This window comes from Salmonella bongori NCTC 12419 (assembly GCF_000252995.1).
Classification (GTDB): Bacteria; Pseudomonadota; Gammaproteobacteria; order Enterobacterales; family Enterobacteriaceae; genus Salmonella; species Salmonella bongori.
The window spans coordinates 1,675,167-1,692,689 of the sequence record NC_015761.1 but is presented as its reverse complement, the minus strand read 5'-3'; the positions used below and the strand labels follow the sequence as shown (position 1 = coordinate 1,692,689).

Below are 17,523 nucleotides of genomic sequence, written 5' to 3'. Positions count from 1 at the left end.
ACGTGGAAAGTTGTTATGAATAGGTTTTTTTCCGGTCGTTCCGATATGCCATTTGCAATGTTGCTACTGGCGCCGAGTTTATTGTTGCTCGGTGGATTAGTGGCATGGCCGATGCTATCGAATATTGAAATCAGTTTCTTGCGTTTGCCGCTGAACCCGCTGATTGCGTCTACTTTTGTCGGGTTGAGCAACTATATCAGTATTCTTACCGATCCTGGCTTCTGGCATTCGTTATGGATGACCGTCTGGTATACCGGGTTGGTGGTGGTAGGCAGTACAGCGCTGGGACTGGGCGTCGCGATGTTCTTCAACCGCGAGTTTCGTTTGCGTAAAACGGCGCGTTCACTGGTGATCCTCTCCTATGTCACGCCGTCTATTTCGTTGATTTTTGCCTGGAAATACATGTTCAACAACGGTTATGGCATCGTCAACTATCTTGGCCTGGATGTGCTGCATCTCTATGACCGCGCGCCGCTGTGGTTTGATAATCCAGGCAGCAGCTTCGTATTAGTGGTGTTATTCGCGATCTGGCGTTACTTCCCGTATGCCTTTATTTCCTTCCTGGCAATTTTGCAGACGATTGATAAGTCGTTGTACGAAGCTGCAGAAATGGACGGCGCGAATGCCTGGCAACGATTCCACATCGTTACGCTGCCCGCCATTATGCCGGTACTGGCCACGGTCGTAACTCTGCGCACCATCTGGATGTTCTATATGTTTGCCGATGTTTATCTGCTAACCACAAAAGTCGATATTCTGGGTGTATATCTCTATAAAACAGCATTTGCATTTAATGACTTAGGTAAAGCAGCTGCGATTTCCGTCGTGCTCTTCATCATCATTTTTGCCGTCATCTTGCTGACCAGAAAACGGGTAAATCTCAATGGCAACAAATAAATATAAAGTTGGGCGGATCGGTTTTTATTGCGGATTAGTCGTTTTCCTTGTCATCACGCTTTTTCCTTTTTTTGTGATGCTGATGACATCATTCAAGAGCGCGAAAGAGGCGATTTCATTACATCCGACGCTTTTTCCGCAGCACTGGACGTTGGAACACTATATCGACATTTTTAACCCGTTAATTTTTCCGTTTGTCGACTACTTCCGCAACAGTATGGTGGTTTCGGTCGTGTCATCGGTTGTGGCGGTGTTTTTAGGTACGCTCGGGGCATATGCGCTATCCCGCTTACGTTTTAAAGGGCAGATGACCATCAATGCCAGCTTTTATACCGTGTACATGTTTTCCGGCATTTTGCTGGTAGTTCCGTTGTTCAAAATTATCACCGCACTCGGCATCTACGATACCGACATGGCACTCATTATTACCATGGTCACCCAGACCTTACCCACCGCGGTGTTCATGCTGAAAAGCTACTTTGACACCATCCCGGATGAGATTGAAGAGGCGGCGATGATGGATGGTTTGAATCGTCTGCAAATTATCTTTCGCATCACCGTTCCTCTGGCGATGTCTGGCCTGGTTTCGGTATTTGTCTACTGCTTTATGGTAGCCTGGAATGACTATCTTTTTGCATCGATTTTCCTCTCCAGCGCCAGTAATTTCACTCTCCCTGTAGGACTGAACACGCTGTTCAGTACGCCTGATTATATCTGGGGCCGCATGATGGCGGCATCGTTAGTCACTGCATTGCCTGTTGTTGTGATGTACGCACTTTCGGAACGTTTTATTAAAAGTGGTTTGACCGCTGGCGGCGTGAAGGGCTGAAGCGGCCATTTTATTAAGGAGTTGTAAATGAAAAAGTTAATTGCCACTGAACCGCGTGTTGCGGCGCTGGTGGAATATGAAGATCGTGCGATTCTGGCGAATGAAGTAAAAATTCGCGTGTTATATGGGGCGCCGAAACATGGAACTGAGGTGGTCGATTTCCGCGCCGCCAGCCCGTTTATTGATGAGGACTTTAATCCTGAGTGGCAAATGTTTATGCCAAGGCCGGAAGGCGCGCCGCGCGGTATTGAATTCGGTAAATTCCAACTCGGTAATATGGTTGTCGGGGATATTACCGAATGTGGAAGTGAAGTCACCGATTATACGGTGGGCGACCGGGTATGTGGTTATGGCCCGCTTTCTGAGACGGTAATCATCAATGCTGTGAATAATTATAAATTGCGCAAGATGCCGGAAGGTGGCTCGTGGAAAAATGCGGTCTGTTATGACCCGGCTCAGTTTGCGATGAGCGGCGTACGGGATGCCAACGTGCGCGTGGGAGATTTTGTGGTCATTGTTGGATTGGGCGCGATTGGGCAAATCGCAGTTCAGCTGGCGAAAAAAGCCGGTGCATCCGTGGTCATCGGCGTCGATCCAATCGCTCACCGTTGTGATATCGCCCGTCGTCATGGCGCCGACTTTTGCCTCAGTCCTGGCGGGACGGATGTTGGCATGGAGATTAAAAAACTGACGGGTAAGCAGGGCGCGGATGTGATCATTGAAACCAGTGGTTATGCCGATGCATTGCAGTCAGCGCTGCGCGGTCTGGCGTATGGCGGGACTATTTCTTACGTCGCCTTCGCTAAACCGTTTGCGGCGGGCTTCAACCTGGGACGCGAAGCGCATTTTAACAACGCTAAAATTGTTTTCGCTCGCGCCTGTAGCGAACCGAATCCGGACTACCCGCGCTGGAGTCGTAAACGTATTGAAGAGACCTGCTGGGAACTACTGATGAACGGTTATCTCGACTGCGAAGAGATTATTGATCCGGTCGTAACGTTTGCCTCCAGTCCGGAAAGCTATATGGAGTATGTCGACAGGCATCCGGAAAAGAGCATCAAAATGGGCGTGACATTTTAATTCAAGGGAATGCAGAAGATGAAAATTGGGACACAGAATCAAGCCTTCTTTCCGGAAAATATCCTGGAGAAATTTCGTTATATCAAAGCGATGGGATTTGATGGTTTTGAAATTGACGGCAAATTGCTTGTTAACAATCTGGAGGAGGTAAAAGCCGCTATTCAGGAAACGGGCTTACCGGTGACTACAGCCTGCGGCGGCTATGACGGCTGGATCGGTGATTTTATTGAAGAACGCCGTCTGAAAGGACTTAAACAAATCGAACGCATTCTTGAAGCCTTAGCCGAAGTGGGCGGTCAGGGCATTATCGTTCCAGCCGCATGGGGAATGTTTACTTTCCGCCTGCCCCCAATGACGTCACCGCGCAGTCTGGAAGGCGACCGTAAAGCGGTCAGTGATTCGCTACGTTACCTCGACAACGTCGCTGAGCGCACGGGGACAACCGTATACCTGGAGCCGCTAAACCGCTATCAGGATCACATGATTAACACTCTGGCCGACGCGCGCCGGTATATCGTCGAAAACAATCTCAAACATGTGCGGATAATCGGCGATTTTTACCATATGAATATTGAAGAAGATGACATGGTGAAAGCGCTGCATGATAACCGCGATCTATTAGGTCACGTGCACATTGCGGATAACCATCGTTATCAACCGGGTACGGGCACGTTAAATTTTAGTGCGCTATTTGAGCAACTGCGTCAGGACAATTATCAAGGCTATGTGGTGTATGAAGGGCGCGTCAGGGCAGAAAATTTGTCAGAAGCGTACCGTGAATCATTGGCCTGGCTGCGCACGTGCTAAGAGGATCTCCGTGAAAAGTGCAATCACAAGCTCTCCGCTGCGGGTCGCCATTATTGGTGCGGGCCAGGTAGCGGATAAGGTTCATGCTTCGTACTACTGCACCCGCGACGATCTGGAACTGGTGGCTGTCTGTGACAGCCGCCTGTCTCAGGCGCAAGCGCTGGCAGAAAAATACGGTAGCGCCTCAGTCTGGGATGATCCGGAAAAAATGCTAAGCGATGTACAACCGGACATCGTCAGCATTTGTTCGCCAAATCGTTTTCATTATGAACACGCCATGATGGCGTTAAAAGCGGGTTGTCATGTGATGTGTGAAAAGCCGCCAGCGATGACGCCTGAGGAAGCGATGGAGATGTGCATTACGGCGCGGCGAATGCAGAAAGTTTTGGCTTATGATTTTCACCATCGCTTTGCGTTAGATACGCAACTGCTGCGTGAGCAGGTGATGTCCGGCACGCTTGGCGAGATTTATGTCACTAATGCCCGGGCGTTGCGTCGCTGCGGCGTTCCGGGATGGGGGGTATTTACCAACAAAACCTTGCAGGGCGGCGGACCATTGATCGACATCGGTATTCATATGCTGGATGCGGCGATGTATGTCCTGGGATTCCCGGCTGTAAAACGCGTCTGTGCGCACAGCTATCAAAAAATTGGTACGCGCAAAAACTGCGGCCAATTTGGTCAGTGGGACCCGTTGACTTATAGCGTTGAGGATTCCCTGTTTGGCACGATTGAGTTCCACAACGGAGGGATCTTACGTCTCGAAACCGCCTTTGCTTTGAATATTCCGGAACAATCAGTAATGAATGTGAACTTTTGCGGTGATATGGCCGGGGCGACGCTCTTTCCGGCACAGATCTATAACGATATGAATGGCGAATTAAATGTGCTGTTCAGACGAGATGTTGCCGATGACAATCGCCACTGTCGCAGCATGGAAGCCTTCGTTAATCATGTACAGGGGGAACCCGTCATGATAGCAGACGCTGAGCAGGGGCTCGTCATTCAACAACTGGTGGCCGCGTTATATCACGCCGCTGAAACAGGAACGTGCGTGGAATTATGATGAAGCCTGCAATATTAACCGACCCGGGGTTTTGCCCGCATACTCTGAATAAACACGCTACGCTCATGGCGTCAGGCAATGGTTATCTGGGCGTTCGCGCCTGTCATGAAGAAGCATACACGGTGCAAACTCGCGGCATGTTTCTGGCGGGGCTCTATCATCGGGCAGGCCGCGGCGAGATAAATGAGCTGGTTAATCTCCCCGATGTGATTGGCACAGAAATCACCCTGAATGGCGAAATCTTTTCGCTTTTGAGCGGAACAATTGAATCCTGGCACCGGGAAATCGACTTTGCCAGCGGCGAGTTGCGTCGTTCCTTAATTTGGCGGGCACCGAATGGGATGCGCTTCGCGATTGATAGCCGACGTTTTGTTTCCGCGGAGACGTTACCGTTACTGGCGATGGAGATAACCATTGCGCCGCTGGACGCCGATGCCAGTATCGCCATGTCGACGGGTATCGACGCCACGATGACTAACCATGGGCGCCAACATCTGGACGAAGCGCAGGTCAGGGTTTTTGGCCAGCATTACTTGCAGGGTATTTATACAACGCAGGATGGACGCAACGATATTGCCATCACCTCATATTGCTGTGTAAAAGGCGAGGTGCAACGTTGTTTCACGGCAAAAGATCGCCGTTTGCTGCAGCATAACGGCGCGCAGGTAAACGTCGGGGAACGGCTTGTGCTGGAAAAACTGACGTGGATTGAGTGGACCTCCGAACGGCGGAATTCGCTCGAAAGCTGGGGGCGTCAGTCGCTACGGCTGCTGGAAAACTGCGTCGGGCAGGGCTATGACGCGTTGTTGGCAGTGACGACGGCGAACTGGTCTTCGTGGTGGAAACGTCACCGTGTGCAGGTTGTCAGTACGGCCAGTGATGATCAACAGATGCTTGACTTCGCGCTTTATCATTTACGTATCATGACGCCGGAACACGATGAGCGGAGCAGTATTGCCGCAAAGGGGCTCACGGGAGAGGGGTATAAAGGCCACATTTTCTGGGATACCGAGGTGTTCTTGTTGCCATTCCATCTGTTTACCTCGCCAGAAATTGCCAGGCGGCTGTTACGCTACCGCTGGCATAATTTGCCTGGCGCGCGTGAGAAGGCGAGACGCAATGGCTGGCAGGGCGCATTGTTCCCGTGGGAAAGCGCACGTAGCGGCGAGGAAGAAACGCCAGAATTTGCCGCAATCAATATCCGTACCGGATTACGGCAAAAAGTGGCTTCTGCTCTGGCGGAACACCATCTGGTTGCCGATATCGCCTGGGCGGTTATCCACTACTGGCACGCTACCCACGATATCAATTTTATGTCCCGCGAGGGCATGGCGCTGTTAATGGAAACGGCTAAATTCTGGATGAGCCGGGCGACAGAAGTAAATGGTCGCCTGGAAATTCATGATGTTATTGGGCCGGATGAATATACCGAACATGTCAATAATAACGCCTTTACCAATTATATGGCGCACTACAATGTGGAACAGGCGCTTGAGTTTTCCCGTTCACAGGGATGTACGGATGAAGCATTTATTCATCGTGCGGAACATTTTTTACGCCACCTCTGGTTACCGGATATCCAACCGAATGGCGTATTGCCACAGGATGATACATTTCTCAGTAAGCCGGTTATTGATTTAGCAAAATATAAAGCGAAGGCGGGTAAGCAAACTATCTTGCTGGATTACTCCCGGGCTGAAGTCAACGAGATGCAAATTCTCAAACAGGCAGATGTGGTGATGCTGGCTTATATGCAGCCGACGTTATTTACCCCGCATACATGGCTGGCGAATCTTCGTTTTTATGAGCCGCGTACCATCCATGATTCTTCTTTAAGTAAAGCGATCCACGGTATCGTGGCAACCCGCTGTGGCGATCCCTTCATGGGATATCAATTCTGGCGTGATGGTGCGCGAATCGATCTTGGTGACGATCCGCACAGCTGTGATGAGGGAATTCATGCCGCTGCAACGGGGGCTATTTGGCTGGGGGCAATCCAGGGGTTTGCTGGCTTGCGTATTTGTCGTGGTGAACTCCATCTGGAGCCCGCGTTGCCTGAAGCGTGGTCTGAATTGTCATTTCCGATACAGTGGAAAGGCGTTGACATCTTTATCACGATAAGCGTGGAAAACATTAAGGTTATCAGTACGCATCCTGTCGATATGTGGATCTGTGGCCAATCGGTGGCGATTGACGGCGAGCAACTCTTCGCCCGGCGCCCCTTTTTTTCATCCATAAATGGGACCGCTACCAGGGAGGGTAAATGAAACCTCAGGCCATCATTTTTGATTTAGACGGTGTGATTACCGATACCGCGCGTCTTCATTTTATAGCGTGGAAACAAATCGCAGATGAGATGGATATTGTTATCGACGAAGCCTTCAATGACAGTTTAAAAGGCATTAGCCGGATTGAGTCACTGCGGCGTATTTTACGGCATGGCGGAAAAGAGGGGACCTTAAGTGAAAGTGAATGCCTGCGCTGGGCAGCACGTAAAAATGCAATTTATGTCAACTCCTTGCGCCAGTTATCACCCCGTGCCGTTTTACCGGGTATCCGGGAATTATTAAATACGCTGACCGGGTTGCAGATCCCGACGGCGATCGCCTCTGTATCGCTTAACGCGCCTGCTATTTTACAGGCGCTTGGTATTGCCGACCTTTTTGATTTTTGTGCCGATGCGTCGAAAATCACGCGTTCCAAGCCAGACCCGGAAATTTTTATCGCGGCGTGTAAAGGGCTGGGCGTCGAACCGGAAAAATGTATCGGTATTGAAGACGCGCAGGCGGGGATAACGGCGATTAACGCATGTGGAATGCGATCCGTAGGGATTGGTGAGTCGCTTACAGGAGCAGGACTGCTTCTCCCTTCGACAGAATACCTGACGTGGCCGTGTTTATCGGCTTTCTGGCTAAATGCATAAAGGAATCAATATGGCACAGCTTTCACTGCAATGTATTCAGAAAATATATGATAACCAGGTTCATGTGGTTAAGGATTTTAACCTGGAAATTGCCGATAAAGAGTTCATTGTATTTGTTGGTCCATCGGGCTGCGGAAAATCCACCACGCTGCGAATGATTGCCGGTCTGGAAGAAATTAGCGCAGGTGATTTACTGATTGACGGGAAGCGGATGAATGATGTTCCGGCAAAGGCGCGAAATATTGCGATGGTTTTTCAGAATTATGCGCTGTATCCGCATATGAGCGTTTACGACAACATGGCTTTTGGGCTGAAAATGCAAAAGATCGCGCCCTCGATCATTGAGGAGCGCGTTAACTGGGCGGCGCAGATTCTCGGACTGCGGGATTATCTGAAACGTAAGCCCGGCGCGCTGTCTGGCGGACAACGTCAGCGCGTAGCGCTTGGTCGGGCGATAGTGCGTGAAGCGGGCGTGTTCCTCATGGACGAACCCCTCTCTAACCTGGACGCTAAATTACGCGTTCAAATGCGGGCGGAAATCAGTAAATTGCACCAAAAACTGAATACCACCATGATATATGTCACACATGACCAAACCGAAGCCATGACGATGGCGACGCGTATAGTCATTATGAAAGACGGTATTATTCAGCAAGTCGGCGCGCCGAAAGTCGTTTATAACCATCCGGCAAATATGTTTGTGGCTGGATTTATTGGCTCTCCGGCAATGAATTTTATTCGCGGTTCTATTGATAGCAATAAATTTGTCACTGAAACGCTAAAGTTAACTATCCCGCAAAATAAGTTAGATGCCCTGGTTGCTCAGGGGTATGAGCGAAAAGCAGTGATTATGGGTATACGTCCGGAAGATATCTATCCTGAAAATCATAATGATAATAGCGTGTCAGCACGAATTAGCGTGGCGGAATTAACGGGGGCGGAGTTTATGCTTTACACCACCGTTGGGGGGCATGAACTGGTTGTTCGTGCCGGGGCAATTAATGATTATACAGCGGGAGAAAATATCACTATACATTTTGATATGGCGAAATGTCATTTCTTTGATGCTGAAACTGAAATCGCTATTTAATAAACTCCAGCCTGGGGGAGTGAATTCCCCCTGCATGAGGTGCATTTTTTGTCAGTGTTTTAACAAGGAATAAAAATGAAAACCTTACTGTCCTCTACTGCATTGATTATGTGCGCAGGAATGGCTTGCGCACAAGCCGCTGAAAATAATAACTGGCATTTTAATATCGGTGCCATGTATGAAATAGAAAACATCGAAGGCCAGGCAGAAGATATGGATGGACTTGGCGAACCCTCCATCTATTTTAATGCAGCAAATGGTCCATGGAAAATTTCGCTGGCGTATTACCAGGAAGGCCCTGTCGATTATAGCGCAGGTAAACGGGGTACCTGGTTTGATCGTCCGGAGCTGGAAATTCGTTATCAATTTCTGGAAAGCGATGATGTCAACGTCGGGCTGACCGGCGGTTTCCGTAATTATGGCTACCATTATGTAAATGAACCCGGTAAAGATACCGCGAATATGCAACGCTGGAAAGTACAGCCGGACTGGGATATTAAACTTACGGATGATTTACGCTTCAGCGGCTGGCTGGCAATGTATCAGTTTGTCAATGATTTGAATATTACGGGTTATTCCGACAGCCGCGTAGAAAGCGAAACTGGCCTGAACTATACCTTCAATGAAACGGTTGGTTTGACGGTGAACTATTACCTGGAGCGGGGCTTTAATCTTGCAGACAACCGTAATAATGGTGAGTTTTCAACACAGGAGATTCGTGCCTATCTGCCCATTTCACTGGGTAATACCACACTGACGCCCTATACGCGTTTGGGGTTAGATCGCTGGTCTAACTGGGACTGGCAGGATGATCCCGAGCGCGAAGGCCATGACTTCAACCGCCTGGGGCTTTTATATGCATATGACTTTCAGAACGGCTTATCAATGACGCTGGAGTATGCCTTTGAATGGGAGGATCATGACGAAGGCGAGAGCGATAAATTCCATTATGCCGGGATAGGTATTAATTACGCTTTTTAATCGAACTGGGGCAGATTGATGCCCCAGCCTTTAAGCCAGAGAGGTTGTTAACGAAATACGTGTGTTGACGGTGATATTTTTTACTGCTTTTTTTCCGGCGATCAAGTCAAACAGTAAATGACAGCTTTGTTCGCCTAAAGCCTGCGTAGGGACATCAATCCCGCCAGGCGGTGGCGTCAACATGAAGGAAAGCATTTCATTACTGTAACCCACAACGGCCAGCTGCTGAGGAATAGCAATATTTTTTTCGGCAGCGACACGATATAAGCTCATCAGCTTCAGACTATCAGTAGCAAATACTGCGTCTGGTAACGGTTGTTGACTTAATAATTTTCTGGCGGCTAACAGCGCGCTCTCATGTGTATAACCCCCATCAATTATCCATTCTTCATGCAGGGAAAGATTATGTGTCTTGATACTGGTTTTATAGCCATTGACGCGATCAATAGAAACATGGAAATCAAGCGGCGCATGTAGGCAGGCAATACGGTGATGACCATGATTAATTAAGGCGTTTGTTAACGCTATGCTGTCACGAAAATTATCGGTATCAACCGAATGAACATGGTTATATTGACCTTCAACCTTACCAATTACAACCACCGGAACATCATATTTATCCAGCCGCGCGAAAAAAGTTTCATCGGCAGGTGAGCTAAGCATGATGATGCCTTTAATCAATTTTTGTTTTATTTTACTTTCACACTTTTGCAGATCGTTCTCAGTACTCCGAGAAGTTTGTAAAATCACGTCAAAGCCTTCTTCTTCGGCTTTGGCGGTAATCGCATGTAATACTTCTGAGAAAAATGGATTGCCCGTAGTGGTTTTAGCAGATCGAGTAGAAATAACCATGATGGCGTCAAAACCGGAAGTTGTCAGCGCCCGGGCGAGCTTATTTGGCTGATACTGTAATTCATCAATGGCGTGCAAAACTTTTTCGCGTGCTTCCGGCGAGATATTCGTCTGTTTATTGAGCACGCGTGACACCGTCGATTTTGAAACACCCGCAACACGCGCGATATCATAAATAGTGGGGGACATATTTCTGAAACTCCATCGAAGAGCGAATGATGAACATCTTATGGAGTTCACTCACGGATGACAACACAGGCGGTTGATAATCAACAACCTGTCCCCATTTCCATAAGCGTACATTATAATTTTCTTCTCTTCAGGCTCAACAGGATGGCAATGAAGCGACTTAAAACTGAACTCAACGCCCTGGTCAATCGTGGGGTAGACAGGCACTTGCGCCTTGCTGTAACCGGGTTGAGCCGTAGCGGTAAAACGGCGTTTATCACCGCGATGGTTAACCAGTTGCTTAATGTTCACGCGGGTGCGCGTTTGCCATTGCTCAGCGCAGTACGCGAAGAACGTCTGCTTGGCGTAAAGCGTGTACCGCAACGTGATTTTGGGACTCCCCGTTTCACCTACGATGAAGGGGTACTCCAGCTCTACGGCAATCCTCCTGCCTGGCCCACCCCGACACGCGGCGTCAGTGAGATTCGGCTGGCATTGCGCTATCGTTCAAACGACGCTTTACTGCGTCATTTTAAAGATACGTCGACATTGTATCTGGAGATCGTTGATTATCCCGGGGAATGGCTACTTGATCTGCCCATGCTGGCGCAGGATTATTTAAGCTGGTCCCGCCAGATGAATGGCCTACTGCAAGGGCAAAGGGCGGAGTGGTCGGCGAAATGGCGACAGCTTTGCGAGGGGCTCGATCCGCTGGCGCCCGCCGATGAAAACCGGCTGGCGGAAATAGCTGCCGCCTGGACGGAATATTTGCATCAGTGTAAAGCGCAGGGATTACATTTTATTCAACCTGGTCGATTTGTTTTGCCGGGCGATATGGCGGGCGCGCCGGCATTGCAGTTTTTCCCGTGGCCGGATGTGGACGCCTTCGGCGAGTCAAAACTGGCGCAGGCGGATAAACAAACGAATGCCGGAATGCTGCGTGAACGATTTAACTACTATTGCGAAAAAGTGGTTAAAGGGTTCTACAAAAATCATTTTCTACGCTTTGATCGCCAGATTGTGCTGGTGGATTGTCTGCAACCGCTCAATAGCGGGCCGCAGGCGTTTAATGATATGCGTCTCGCCTTGACGCAGTTGATGCAAAGTTTTCACTATGGCCAGCGGACGCTGTTTCGCCGATTATTCTCACCGGTGATTGATAAATTGCTGTTCGCCGCGACGAAAGCCGACCATGTCACCCTCGACCAACATGCCAATATGGTGGCCTTGCTCCAGCAGCTCATTCAGGACGCCTGGCAAAATGCCGCGTTTGAAGGCATTAGTATGGATTGCCTGGGACTGGCTTCGGTACAGGCAACTACCAGCGGCGTAATTGAGGTCAATGGTGAAAAAATTCCAGCCTTGCGCGGAAATCGTTTGAGCGACGGCGCGCCGCTAACGGTTTACCCCGGTGAGGTGCCTTCTCGCTTGCCGGGACAAGCGTTCTGGGATAGCCAGGGTTTTCAGTTCGAAGCCTTTCGTCCGCAGGTGATGGATGTTGATAAACCGCTACCGCACATTCGTCTGGACGCGGCGCTGGAGTTTTTAATAGGAGATAAGCTGCGATGAGCGAACCGTTAAAACCGCGTATTGATTTTGCCGAACCGCTGAAGGAGGAACCTACGTCGGCCTTCAAAGCGCAGCAAACTTTCAGCGAAGCGGAGTCGCGCACATTTGCGCCTGCGGCTATTGATGAGCGCCCGGAAGATGAAGGCGTGGCAGAAGCGGCGGTCAATGCCGCGCTGCGCCCCAAACGCAGCCTGTGGCGTAAAATGGTGATGGGAGGGCTGGCGCTGTTTGGTGCGAGCGTGGTAGGGCAGGGTGTACAGTGGACAATGAATGCCTGGCAAACCCAGGACTGGGTCGCCTTAGGCGGCTGTGCCGCAGGCGCGCTGATCATTGGCGCTGGCGTCGGATCGGTGGTCACGGAGTGGCGACGATTATGGCGGTTGCGCCAGCGGGCGCATGAGCGGGATGAGGCACGTGAACTGTTACATAGCCATAGCGTTGGGAAAGGTCGCGCATTTTGCGAAAAACTGGCGCAGCAGGCGGGTATTGATCAATCTCATCCGGCATTACAACGCTGGTATGCTGCTATTCACGAAACGCAAAACGACAGGGAAATTGTCAGTTTGTATGCGCATCTGGTACAGCCTGTGCTCGATACCCAGGCGCGGCGTGAAATTAGCCGTTTTGCGGCGGAATCTACTCTGATGATTGCCGTAAGTCCGCTGGCATTAGTGGATATGGCGTTTATCGCCTGGCGTAATTTGCGTCTGATTAACCGTATTGCCATGTTGTATGGTATTGAGCTTGGGTATTACAGCCGTCTCCGTTTGTTTCGTCTGGTATTACTGAATATTGCATTTGCAGGTGCCAGTGAGCTGGTACGCGAAGTTGGTATGGACTGGATGTCGCAGGATCTGGCAGCACGTCTGTCTACGCGCGCGGCGCAGGGGATTGGCGCAGGGCTACTTACGGCGCGGTTAGGGATAAAAGCGATGGAATTATGCCGCCCATTGCCGTGGGTTGACGATGATAAACCCCGCCTCGGCGATTTCCGGCGTCAGCTTATCGGTCAGCTTAAAGAGACGTTGCAGAGAAATAAGACGTCGCCTGAGAAATAACCGTTCAAAGGGCGCTGATTGCCTGACTTTACACCGCAGCGCCCATTTTTCCGTCATACTGTCAATATTTCTTGACAGAATCCTTCCTGCCAGCCGAATAGTGTCTTATCATCTAGTTAATGGTCCATTAATCAGGTGAAGGTTCCCATGCGTCTGGAAGTCTTTTGTGAAGACCGACTTGGTCTTACCCGCGAATTACTCGATTTACTGGTGTTGCGCAGCATTGATTTACGCGGTATCGAGATTGATCCCATCGGGCGAATTTACCTTAATTTTGCTGAGCTGGAATTTACCAACTTTAGCAGCCTGATGGCCGAGATTCGCCGCATTTCTGGCGTAACGGATGTCCGTACTGTTCCCTGGATGCCGTCCGAACGTGAGCATCTGGCTCTGAGTGCACTGCTCGAGGCGCTGCCAGAACCGGTTCTCTCCCTGGATATGAAAAGCAAAGTGGAGATGGCGAACCCGGCGAGTTGTCAACTCTTTGCCCAGAGCCAGGAGCGGATGCGCCACCATACCGCTGCGCAATTAATTAATGGCTTTAATTTTCAGCGCTGGCTGGAAGGCAACCCGCAAAACTCCCATAACGAGCATGTAGTCATCAACGGACAAAATTTCCTGATGGAGATTACGCCGGTACATTTGCAAAACGAAAATGACGAATACGTGCTGACTGGCGCGGTAGTCATGCTGCGCTCCACGATTCGTATGGGGCGGCAGTTGCAGAATTTATCCGCGCAGGATCTGAGCGCATTTAACCAGATTATTGCCGTGAGCCCCAGGATGAAACACGTTGTTGAACAGGCGCACAAACTGGCGATGCTCAGCGCGCCGCTGCTCATTACCGGCGATACGGGAACGGGAAAAGATCTTTTCGCCCATGCGTGTCATCAGGCAAGTCCACGTTCAGCGAAACCGTACCTGGCGCTGAACTGCGCCTCTATCCCGGAAGACGCGGTAGAAAGTGAGCTGTTCGGCCATGCGCCGGAAGGCAAAAAAGGCTTTTTTGAACAGGCGAATGGCGGTTCAGTCTTGTTGGACGAAATTGGCGAAATGTCGCCGCGGATGCAGGCGAAGCTGTTGCGTTTTCTTAACGACGGTACGTTCCGTCGTGTCGGTGAAGATCACGAAATTCATGTTGATGTGCGCGTTATCTGCGCCACACAGAAGAATCTGGTGGAGCTGGTGCAAAAAGGACTATTCCGCGAAGATCTCTATTACCGGCTTAACGTATTGACGCTTAATCTACCGCCGCTGCGCGATTGTCCGCAGGATATTATGCCGTTGACCGAGCTGTTCGTGGCGCGTTTTGCCGATGAACAGGGCGTTCCGCGCCCGAAACTGTCCGCTGACCTGAGTACTGTACTCACCCGTTACGGCTGGCCAGGCAACGTACGTCAGCTTAAAAACGCGATCTACCGGGCGCTGACGCAACTGGAAGGTTATGAGCTGCGTCCGCAGGATATTTTGCTGCCTGATTACGACGCTGCGACGGTGGCCGTCGGCGAGGAGGCGATGGAGGGTTCGCTGGATGACATTACCAGCCGTTTTGAACGTTCTGTTCTGACCCAGCTTTATCGTAGCTATCCGAGTACGCGTAAGCTGGCGAAGCGGTTGGGAGTATCACACACAGCAATTGCCAATAAACTGCGTGAATATGGCCTGAGCCAGAAGAAAGGCGAAGAGTAGGAAAAGGAAGGCCTCCGGATAGAGGCCTTCTTGTGACAAAAGAGCACCGCCTGTAGCGCTGACAAACGTAGCGCCACCAGGCTATGGCTTAGGCCTTCAGGACATTAAGCGCGGCGTCGTAGTCTGGCTCATGAGTAATTTCATCTACCAGTTGGCTAAAAATAACGTTGTCGTTTTCGTCAAGCACGATGACTGCGCGCGCCGCCAGGCCTTTCAGCGGGCCATCAGTAATTTCGACGCCGTAGTTTTTCAGAAAATCGGCATTACGCAGAGTGGAAAGCGTAACAACGTTGCTCAGGCCTTCCGCGCCGCAAAAACGCGACTGCGCAAAGGGCAGGTCAGCAGAAACGCACAACACAACCGTGTTCTCCACTTCTGTGGCCAGTTGGTTAAACTTACGAACTGATGCTGCGCATACGCCAGTATCAATGCTTGGGAAAATATTCAGCACTTTGCGTTTGCCTGCATACTGGCTGAGTGCAACGTCAGAAAGATCTTTTGCAACAAGAGTAAAAGCCTGGGCTTTGTTACCAGTCTGAGGAATAACGTTGGCAACTGTTACTGGATTACCCTGGAAATAGACAATTTGTGACATAATTATGTTCCTATTTACTTATAGTTAACGCCGGAAACTAGTTTAAAACATTATTCATTAACACGGCAAATACTATTTGCAGTGAGCCACATCTGGTGCTATCTGAGGGGAAGAGATGAGATCTGTGAAGGTATACGAGGAAACCTGGCCGTTACATACGCCTTTTGTTATTGCGCGTGGCAGCCGAAGCGAAGCGCACGTTGTTGTTGTCGAACTGGAAGACAAGGGCGTAAAAGGCGTAGGAGAATGTACCCCGTATCCACGCTATGGCGAAAGTGATGCCTCGGTCATGGCGCAAATCATGAGTATTGTGCCGCAACTGGAAAATGGGCTCACCCGTGAAGCTTTGCAGAAATTATTGCCGGCAGGCGCGGCGCGCAACGCGGTAGATAGCGCATTATGGGATTTACAGGCCCGCCAGCAACAGCAAAGTCTTGCCGATTTACTCGGCGTGACGCTGGAGTCTGTTTTCACTACCGCGCAAACGGTAGTGATTGGCACGCCGGAACAGATGGCGGCCAGCGCCGCGGCCTTATGGGAAAAAGGGGCGACGCTGCTAAAAATCAAACTGGACGCTCGTCTGATTAGCGAGCGTATGGTGGCGATCCGTTCTGCGGTACCAGAGGCGACGCTTATTGTGGACGCCAATGAGTCATGGCGTTTGGAGGGACTGGCGGCGCGTTGTCAGTTACTGGCGGATCTGAACGTGGCGATGCTGGAACAACCGCTACCCGCTCAGGACGATGCCGCCCTGGAGAATTTTATTCATCCACTTCCTATTTGCGCGGATGAAAGCTGCCATACCCGTAGTAGTCTGAAAGCCCTGGCGGGGCGCTATGATATGATCAATATCAAACTGGATAAAACTGGTGGCCTGACTGAGGCGCTGGCGCTGGCAACGGAAGCGCGAGAACAAGGCTTCGGCCTGATGCTGGGCTGTATGCTCTGCACCTCAAGGGCGATTAACGCCGCGCTGCCGCTTATGCCGCAGGTTAGGTTCGCCGATCTTGATGGCCCCACATGGCTGGCGGTTGATGTTGAGCCCGTGCTACGTTTTACAGCTGGTCAACTCCATCTTTAGGATGCCAGCGCAGGAGATCTGACATGGCCGGCAGGTATTTCTCGCTGGCTTCATCGGCGGAAACAGGGGGGAACTCGGCGGTAATACAGTGCAGGTTGAGATCGGCGCACCAACTGCCAAATGAACCTGGCGTTTCATAACCTACGCTGGTCACCAGCGGCAGATTAAACGCATGGGCCAGCCATTCGCCGAGTTCACTACGACGAGGATCTTCAATACAGGCCAGGGGGTCGTGAAAAGAGACGACCCAGGCGGGATGAAGTTGATGTATTAACTGGCAAAGGGCCTGGGTTTCGGGTTCTGAGCCAGGGCGTTCGCCGGTTAACAGCACGACATCGCGTTCTTCCGCGCTGCTATTCCAGCGGTAAACTGTCTCACCGGCTTGCCAGTTTGCTGCAGGGAAGTTACGGTTTAAATCAATGCCATTCGCATTGGCCCTTAACCCAAGCTGGCAGCCGTCGGGGTTAACAGCAAGGACGACATGATGGCGGCGAAGAGACGGATTTAACGTCCGTAACGCACAGGAAAGCGTGACTACAGATGATGTCTCATCACCGTGAGTACCCGCCAGTATCAGGCCACTTTCGCGGCTGGCGGCAGGCGCCGGAAACCAGAGAAGCGGCGCGCCAAGTAGCGAACGTCCGTAATGTTCAGTGCCAGGCGGAAATGCGCCGCGTTCGGCACGGGGGCGAGTGACAGTCATACGCGTTTCCCGAAGCTGAGACCAGAGAGGCTAATTATCGTAGTGTTGTGTAAAAGCCGACGATGATCAAATGGTTTCCCTCAACAAATTCTTATGGCGCTATATCAATTTTCTGCCGGAAGATAATTGCATTTC

The 17,523-nt window shown here is 50.6% G+C and carries 16 protein-coding genes; 13 read left to right on the top strand and 3 right to left on the bottom strand.

From position 1 onward, the window contains the following. Window positions 1-15 precede the first annotated feature (15 nt). The 9 genes from SBG_RS07940 (at window position 16) to SBG_RS07900 (ending at window position 9,673) form a co-directional block, all read left to right on the top strand. Complete coding sequence (locus tag SBG_RS07940) at window positions 16-897, top strand: carbohydrate ABC transporter permease (RefSeq protein ID WP_001078751.1); 882 nt, start codon at window positions 16-18, stop codon at window positions 895-897. Then, a complete protein-coding gene (locus tag SBG_RS07935; protein ID WP_000224691.1) occupies window positions 884-1,726 on the top strand; it encodes a carbohydrate ABC transporter permease in 843 nt (280 codons plus the stop codon). Before SBG_RS07940 ends, SBG_RS07935 begins: the two co-directional genes overlap by 14 nt. A 27-nt stretch (window positions 1,727-1,753) precedes the next feature. Next, complete coding sequence (locus SBG_RS07930) at window positions 1,754-2,806, top strand: zinc-dependent alcohol dehydrogenase (RefSeq protein WP_000733195.1); 1,053 nt, start codon at window positions 1,754-1,756, stop codon at window positions 2,804-2,806. Between the two features lie 18 nt (window positions 2,807-2,824). Then, the gene (locus SBG_RS07925; RefSeq protein WP_000690224.1) at window positions 2,825-3,613 is read left to right on the top strand and encodes a sugar phosphate isomerase/epimerase family protein; all 789 of its coding nucleotides are present in this window, start codon (window positions 2,825-2,827) and stop codon (window positions 3,611-3,613) included. Window positions 3,614-3,623: 10 nt separating this feature from the next. Continuing rightward, entirely contained in the window at window positions 3,624-4,679 is a 1,056-nt protein-coding gene (locus SBG_RS07920; RefSeq protein ID WP_000833504.1) for a Gfo/Idh/MocA family protein, read from the top strand. Then, complete coding sequence (locus SBG_RS07915) at window positions 4,676-6,946, top strand: glycoside hydrolase family 65 protein (RefSeq protein ID WP_000977433.1); 2,271 nt, start codon at window positions 4,676-4,678, stop codon at window positions 6,944-6,946. Before SBG_RS07920 ends, SBG_RS07915 begins: the two co-directional genes overlap by 4 nt. Beyond that, entirely contained in the window at window positions 6,943-7,602 is a 660-nt protein-coding gene (gene pgmB, locus SBG_RS07910) for a beta-phosphoglucomutase (protein WP_000804180.1), read from the top strand. The genes SBG_RS07915 and pgmB overlap by 4 nt, the downstream gene beginning before the upstream one ends. 10 nt (window positions 7,603-7,612) lie before the next feature. Continuing rightward, the gene (locus SBG_RS07905) at window positions 7,613-8,692 is read left to right on the top strand and encodes an ABC transporter ATP-binding protein (RefSeq protein WP_000057948.1); all 1,080 of its coding nucleotides are present in this window, start codon (window positions 7,613-7,615) and stop codon (window positions 8,690-8,692) included. 75 nt (window positions 8,693-8,767) lie between these two features. Further along, entirely contained in the window at window positions 8,768-9,673 is a 906-nt protein-coding gene (locus tag SBG_RS07900; RefSeq protein WP_000854573.1) for an OmpG family monomeric porin, read from the top strand. Window positions 9,674-9,703: 30 nt separating this feature from the next. Here SBG_RS07900 and SBG_RS07895 read toward each other — a convergent pair whose 3' ends face one another. Further along, window positions 9,704-10,714, bottom strand: a complete 1,011-nt coding sequence (locus SBG_RS07895) for a LacI family DNA-binding transcriptional regulator (protein WP_000075348.1) — start codon at window positions 10,712-10,714, stop codon at window positions 9,704-9,706. Window positions 10,715-10,864: 150 nt separating this feature from the next. On the opposite strand from SBG_RS07895, the gene SBG_RS07890 reads away from it, so the two are divergent. From SBG_RS07890 to tyrR, 3 genes are all read left to right on the top strand, one after another. Next, a complete protein-coding gene (locus SBG_RS07890) occupies window positions 10,865-12,262 on the top strand; it encodes a YcjX family GTP-binding protein (protein WP_000825866.1) in 1,398 nt (465 codons plus the stop codon). Further along, window positions 12,259-13,320 carry a YcjF family protein gene (locus SBG_RS07885; protein ID WP_001294476.1) on the top strand — a complete coding sequence of 354 codons (1,062 nt, stop codon included), beginning with the start codon at window positions 12,259-12,261 and terminating at the stop codon, window positions 13,318-13,320. Before SBG_RS07890 ends, SBG_RS07885 begins: the two co-directional genes overlap by 4 nt. A 147-nt stretch (window positions 13,321-13,467) precedes the next feature. Next, on the top strand, window positions 13,468-15,009 hold the full coding sequence (gene tyrR, locus SBG_RS07880; protein ID WP_001235498.1) for a transcriptional regulator TyrR: 1,542 nt from the start codon (window positions 13,468-13,470) through the stop codon (window positions 15,007-15,009). 88 nt (window positions 15,010-15,097) lie between these two features. Here tyrR and tpx read toward each other — a convergent pair whose 3' ends face one another. Continuing rightward, window positions 15,098-15,604, bottom strand: a complete 507-nt coding sequence (tpx, locus tag SBG_RS07875; protein WP_000078467.1) for a thiol peroxidase — start codon at window positions 15,602-15,604, stop codon at window positions 15,098-15,100. A 115-nt stretch (window positions 15,605-15,719) separates the two neighbouring features. Here tpx and ycjG point away from each other — a divergent pair, with 115 nt between their 5' ends. Further along, on the top strand, window positions 15,720-16,685 hold the full coding sequence (ycjG, locus tag SBG_RS07870) for an L-Ala-D/L-Glu epimerase (protein ID WP_001258060.1): 966 nt from the start codon (window positions 15,720-15,722) through the stop codon (window positions 16,683-16,685). Here ycjG and mpaA read toward each other — a convergent pair. Further along, on the bottom strand, window positions 16,660-17,388 hold the full coding sequence (mpaA, locus tag SBG_RS07865; RefSeq protein WP_000219128.1) for a murein tripeptide amidase MpaA: 729 nt from the start codon (window positions 17,386-17,388) through the stop codon (window positions 16,660-16,662). The genes ycjG and mpaA overlap by 26 nt on opposite strands. Between the last annotated feature and the right edge of the window lie 135 nt (window positions 17,389-17,523).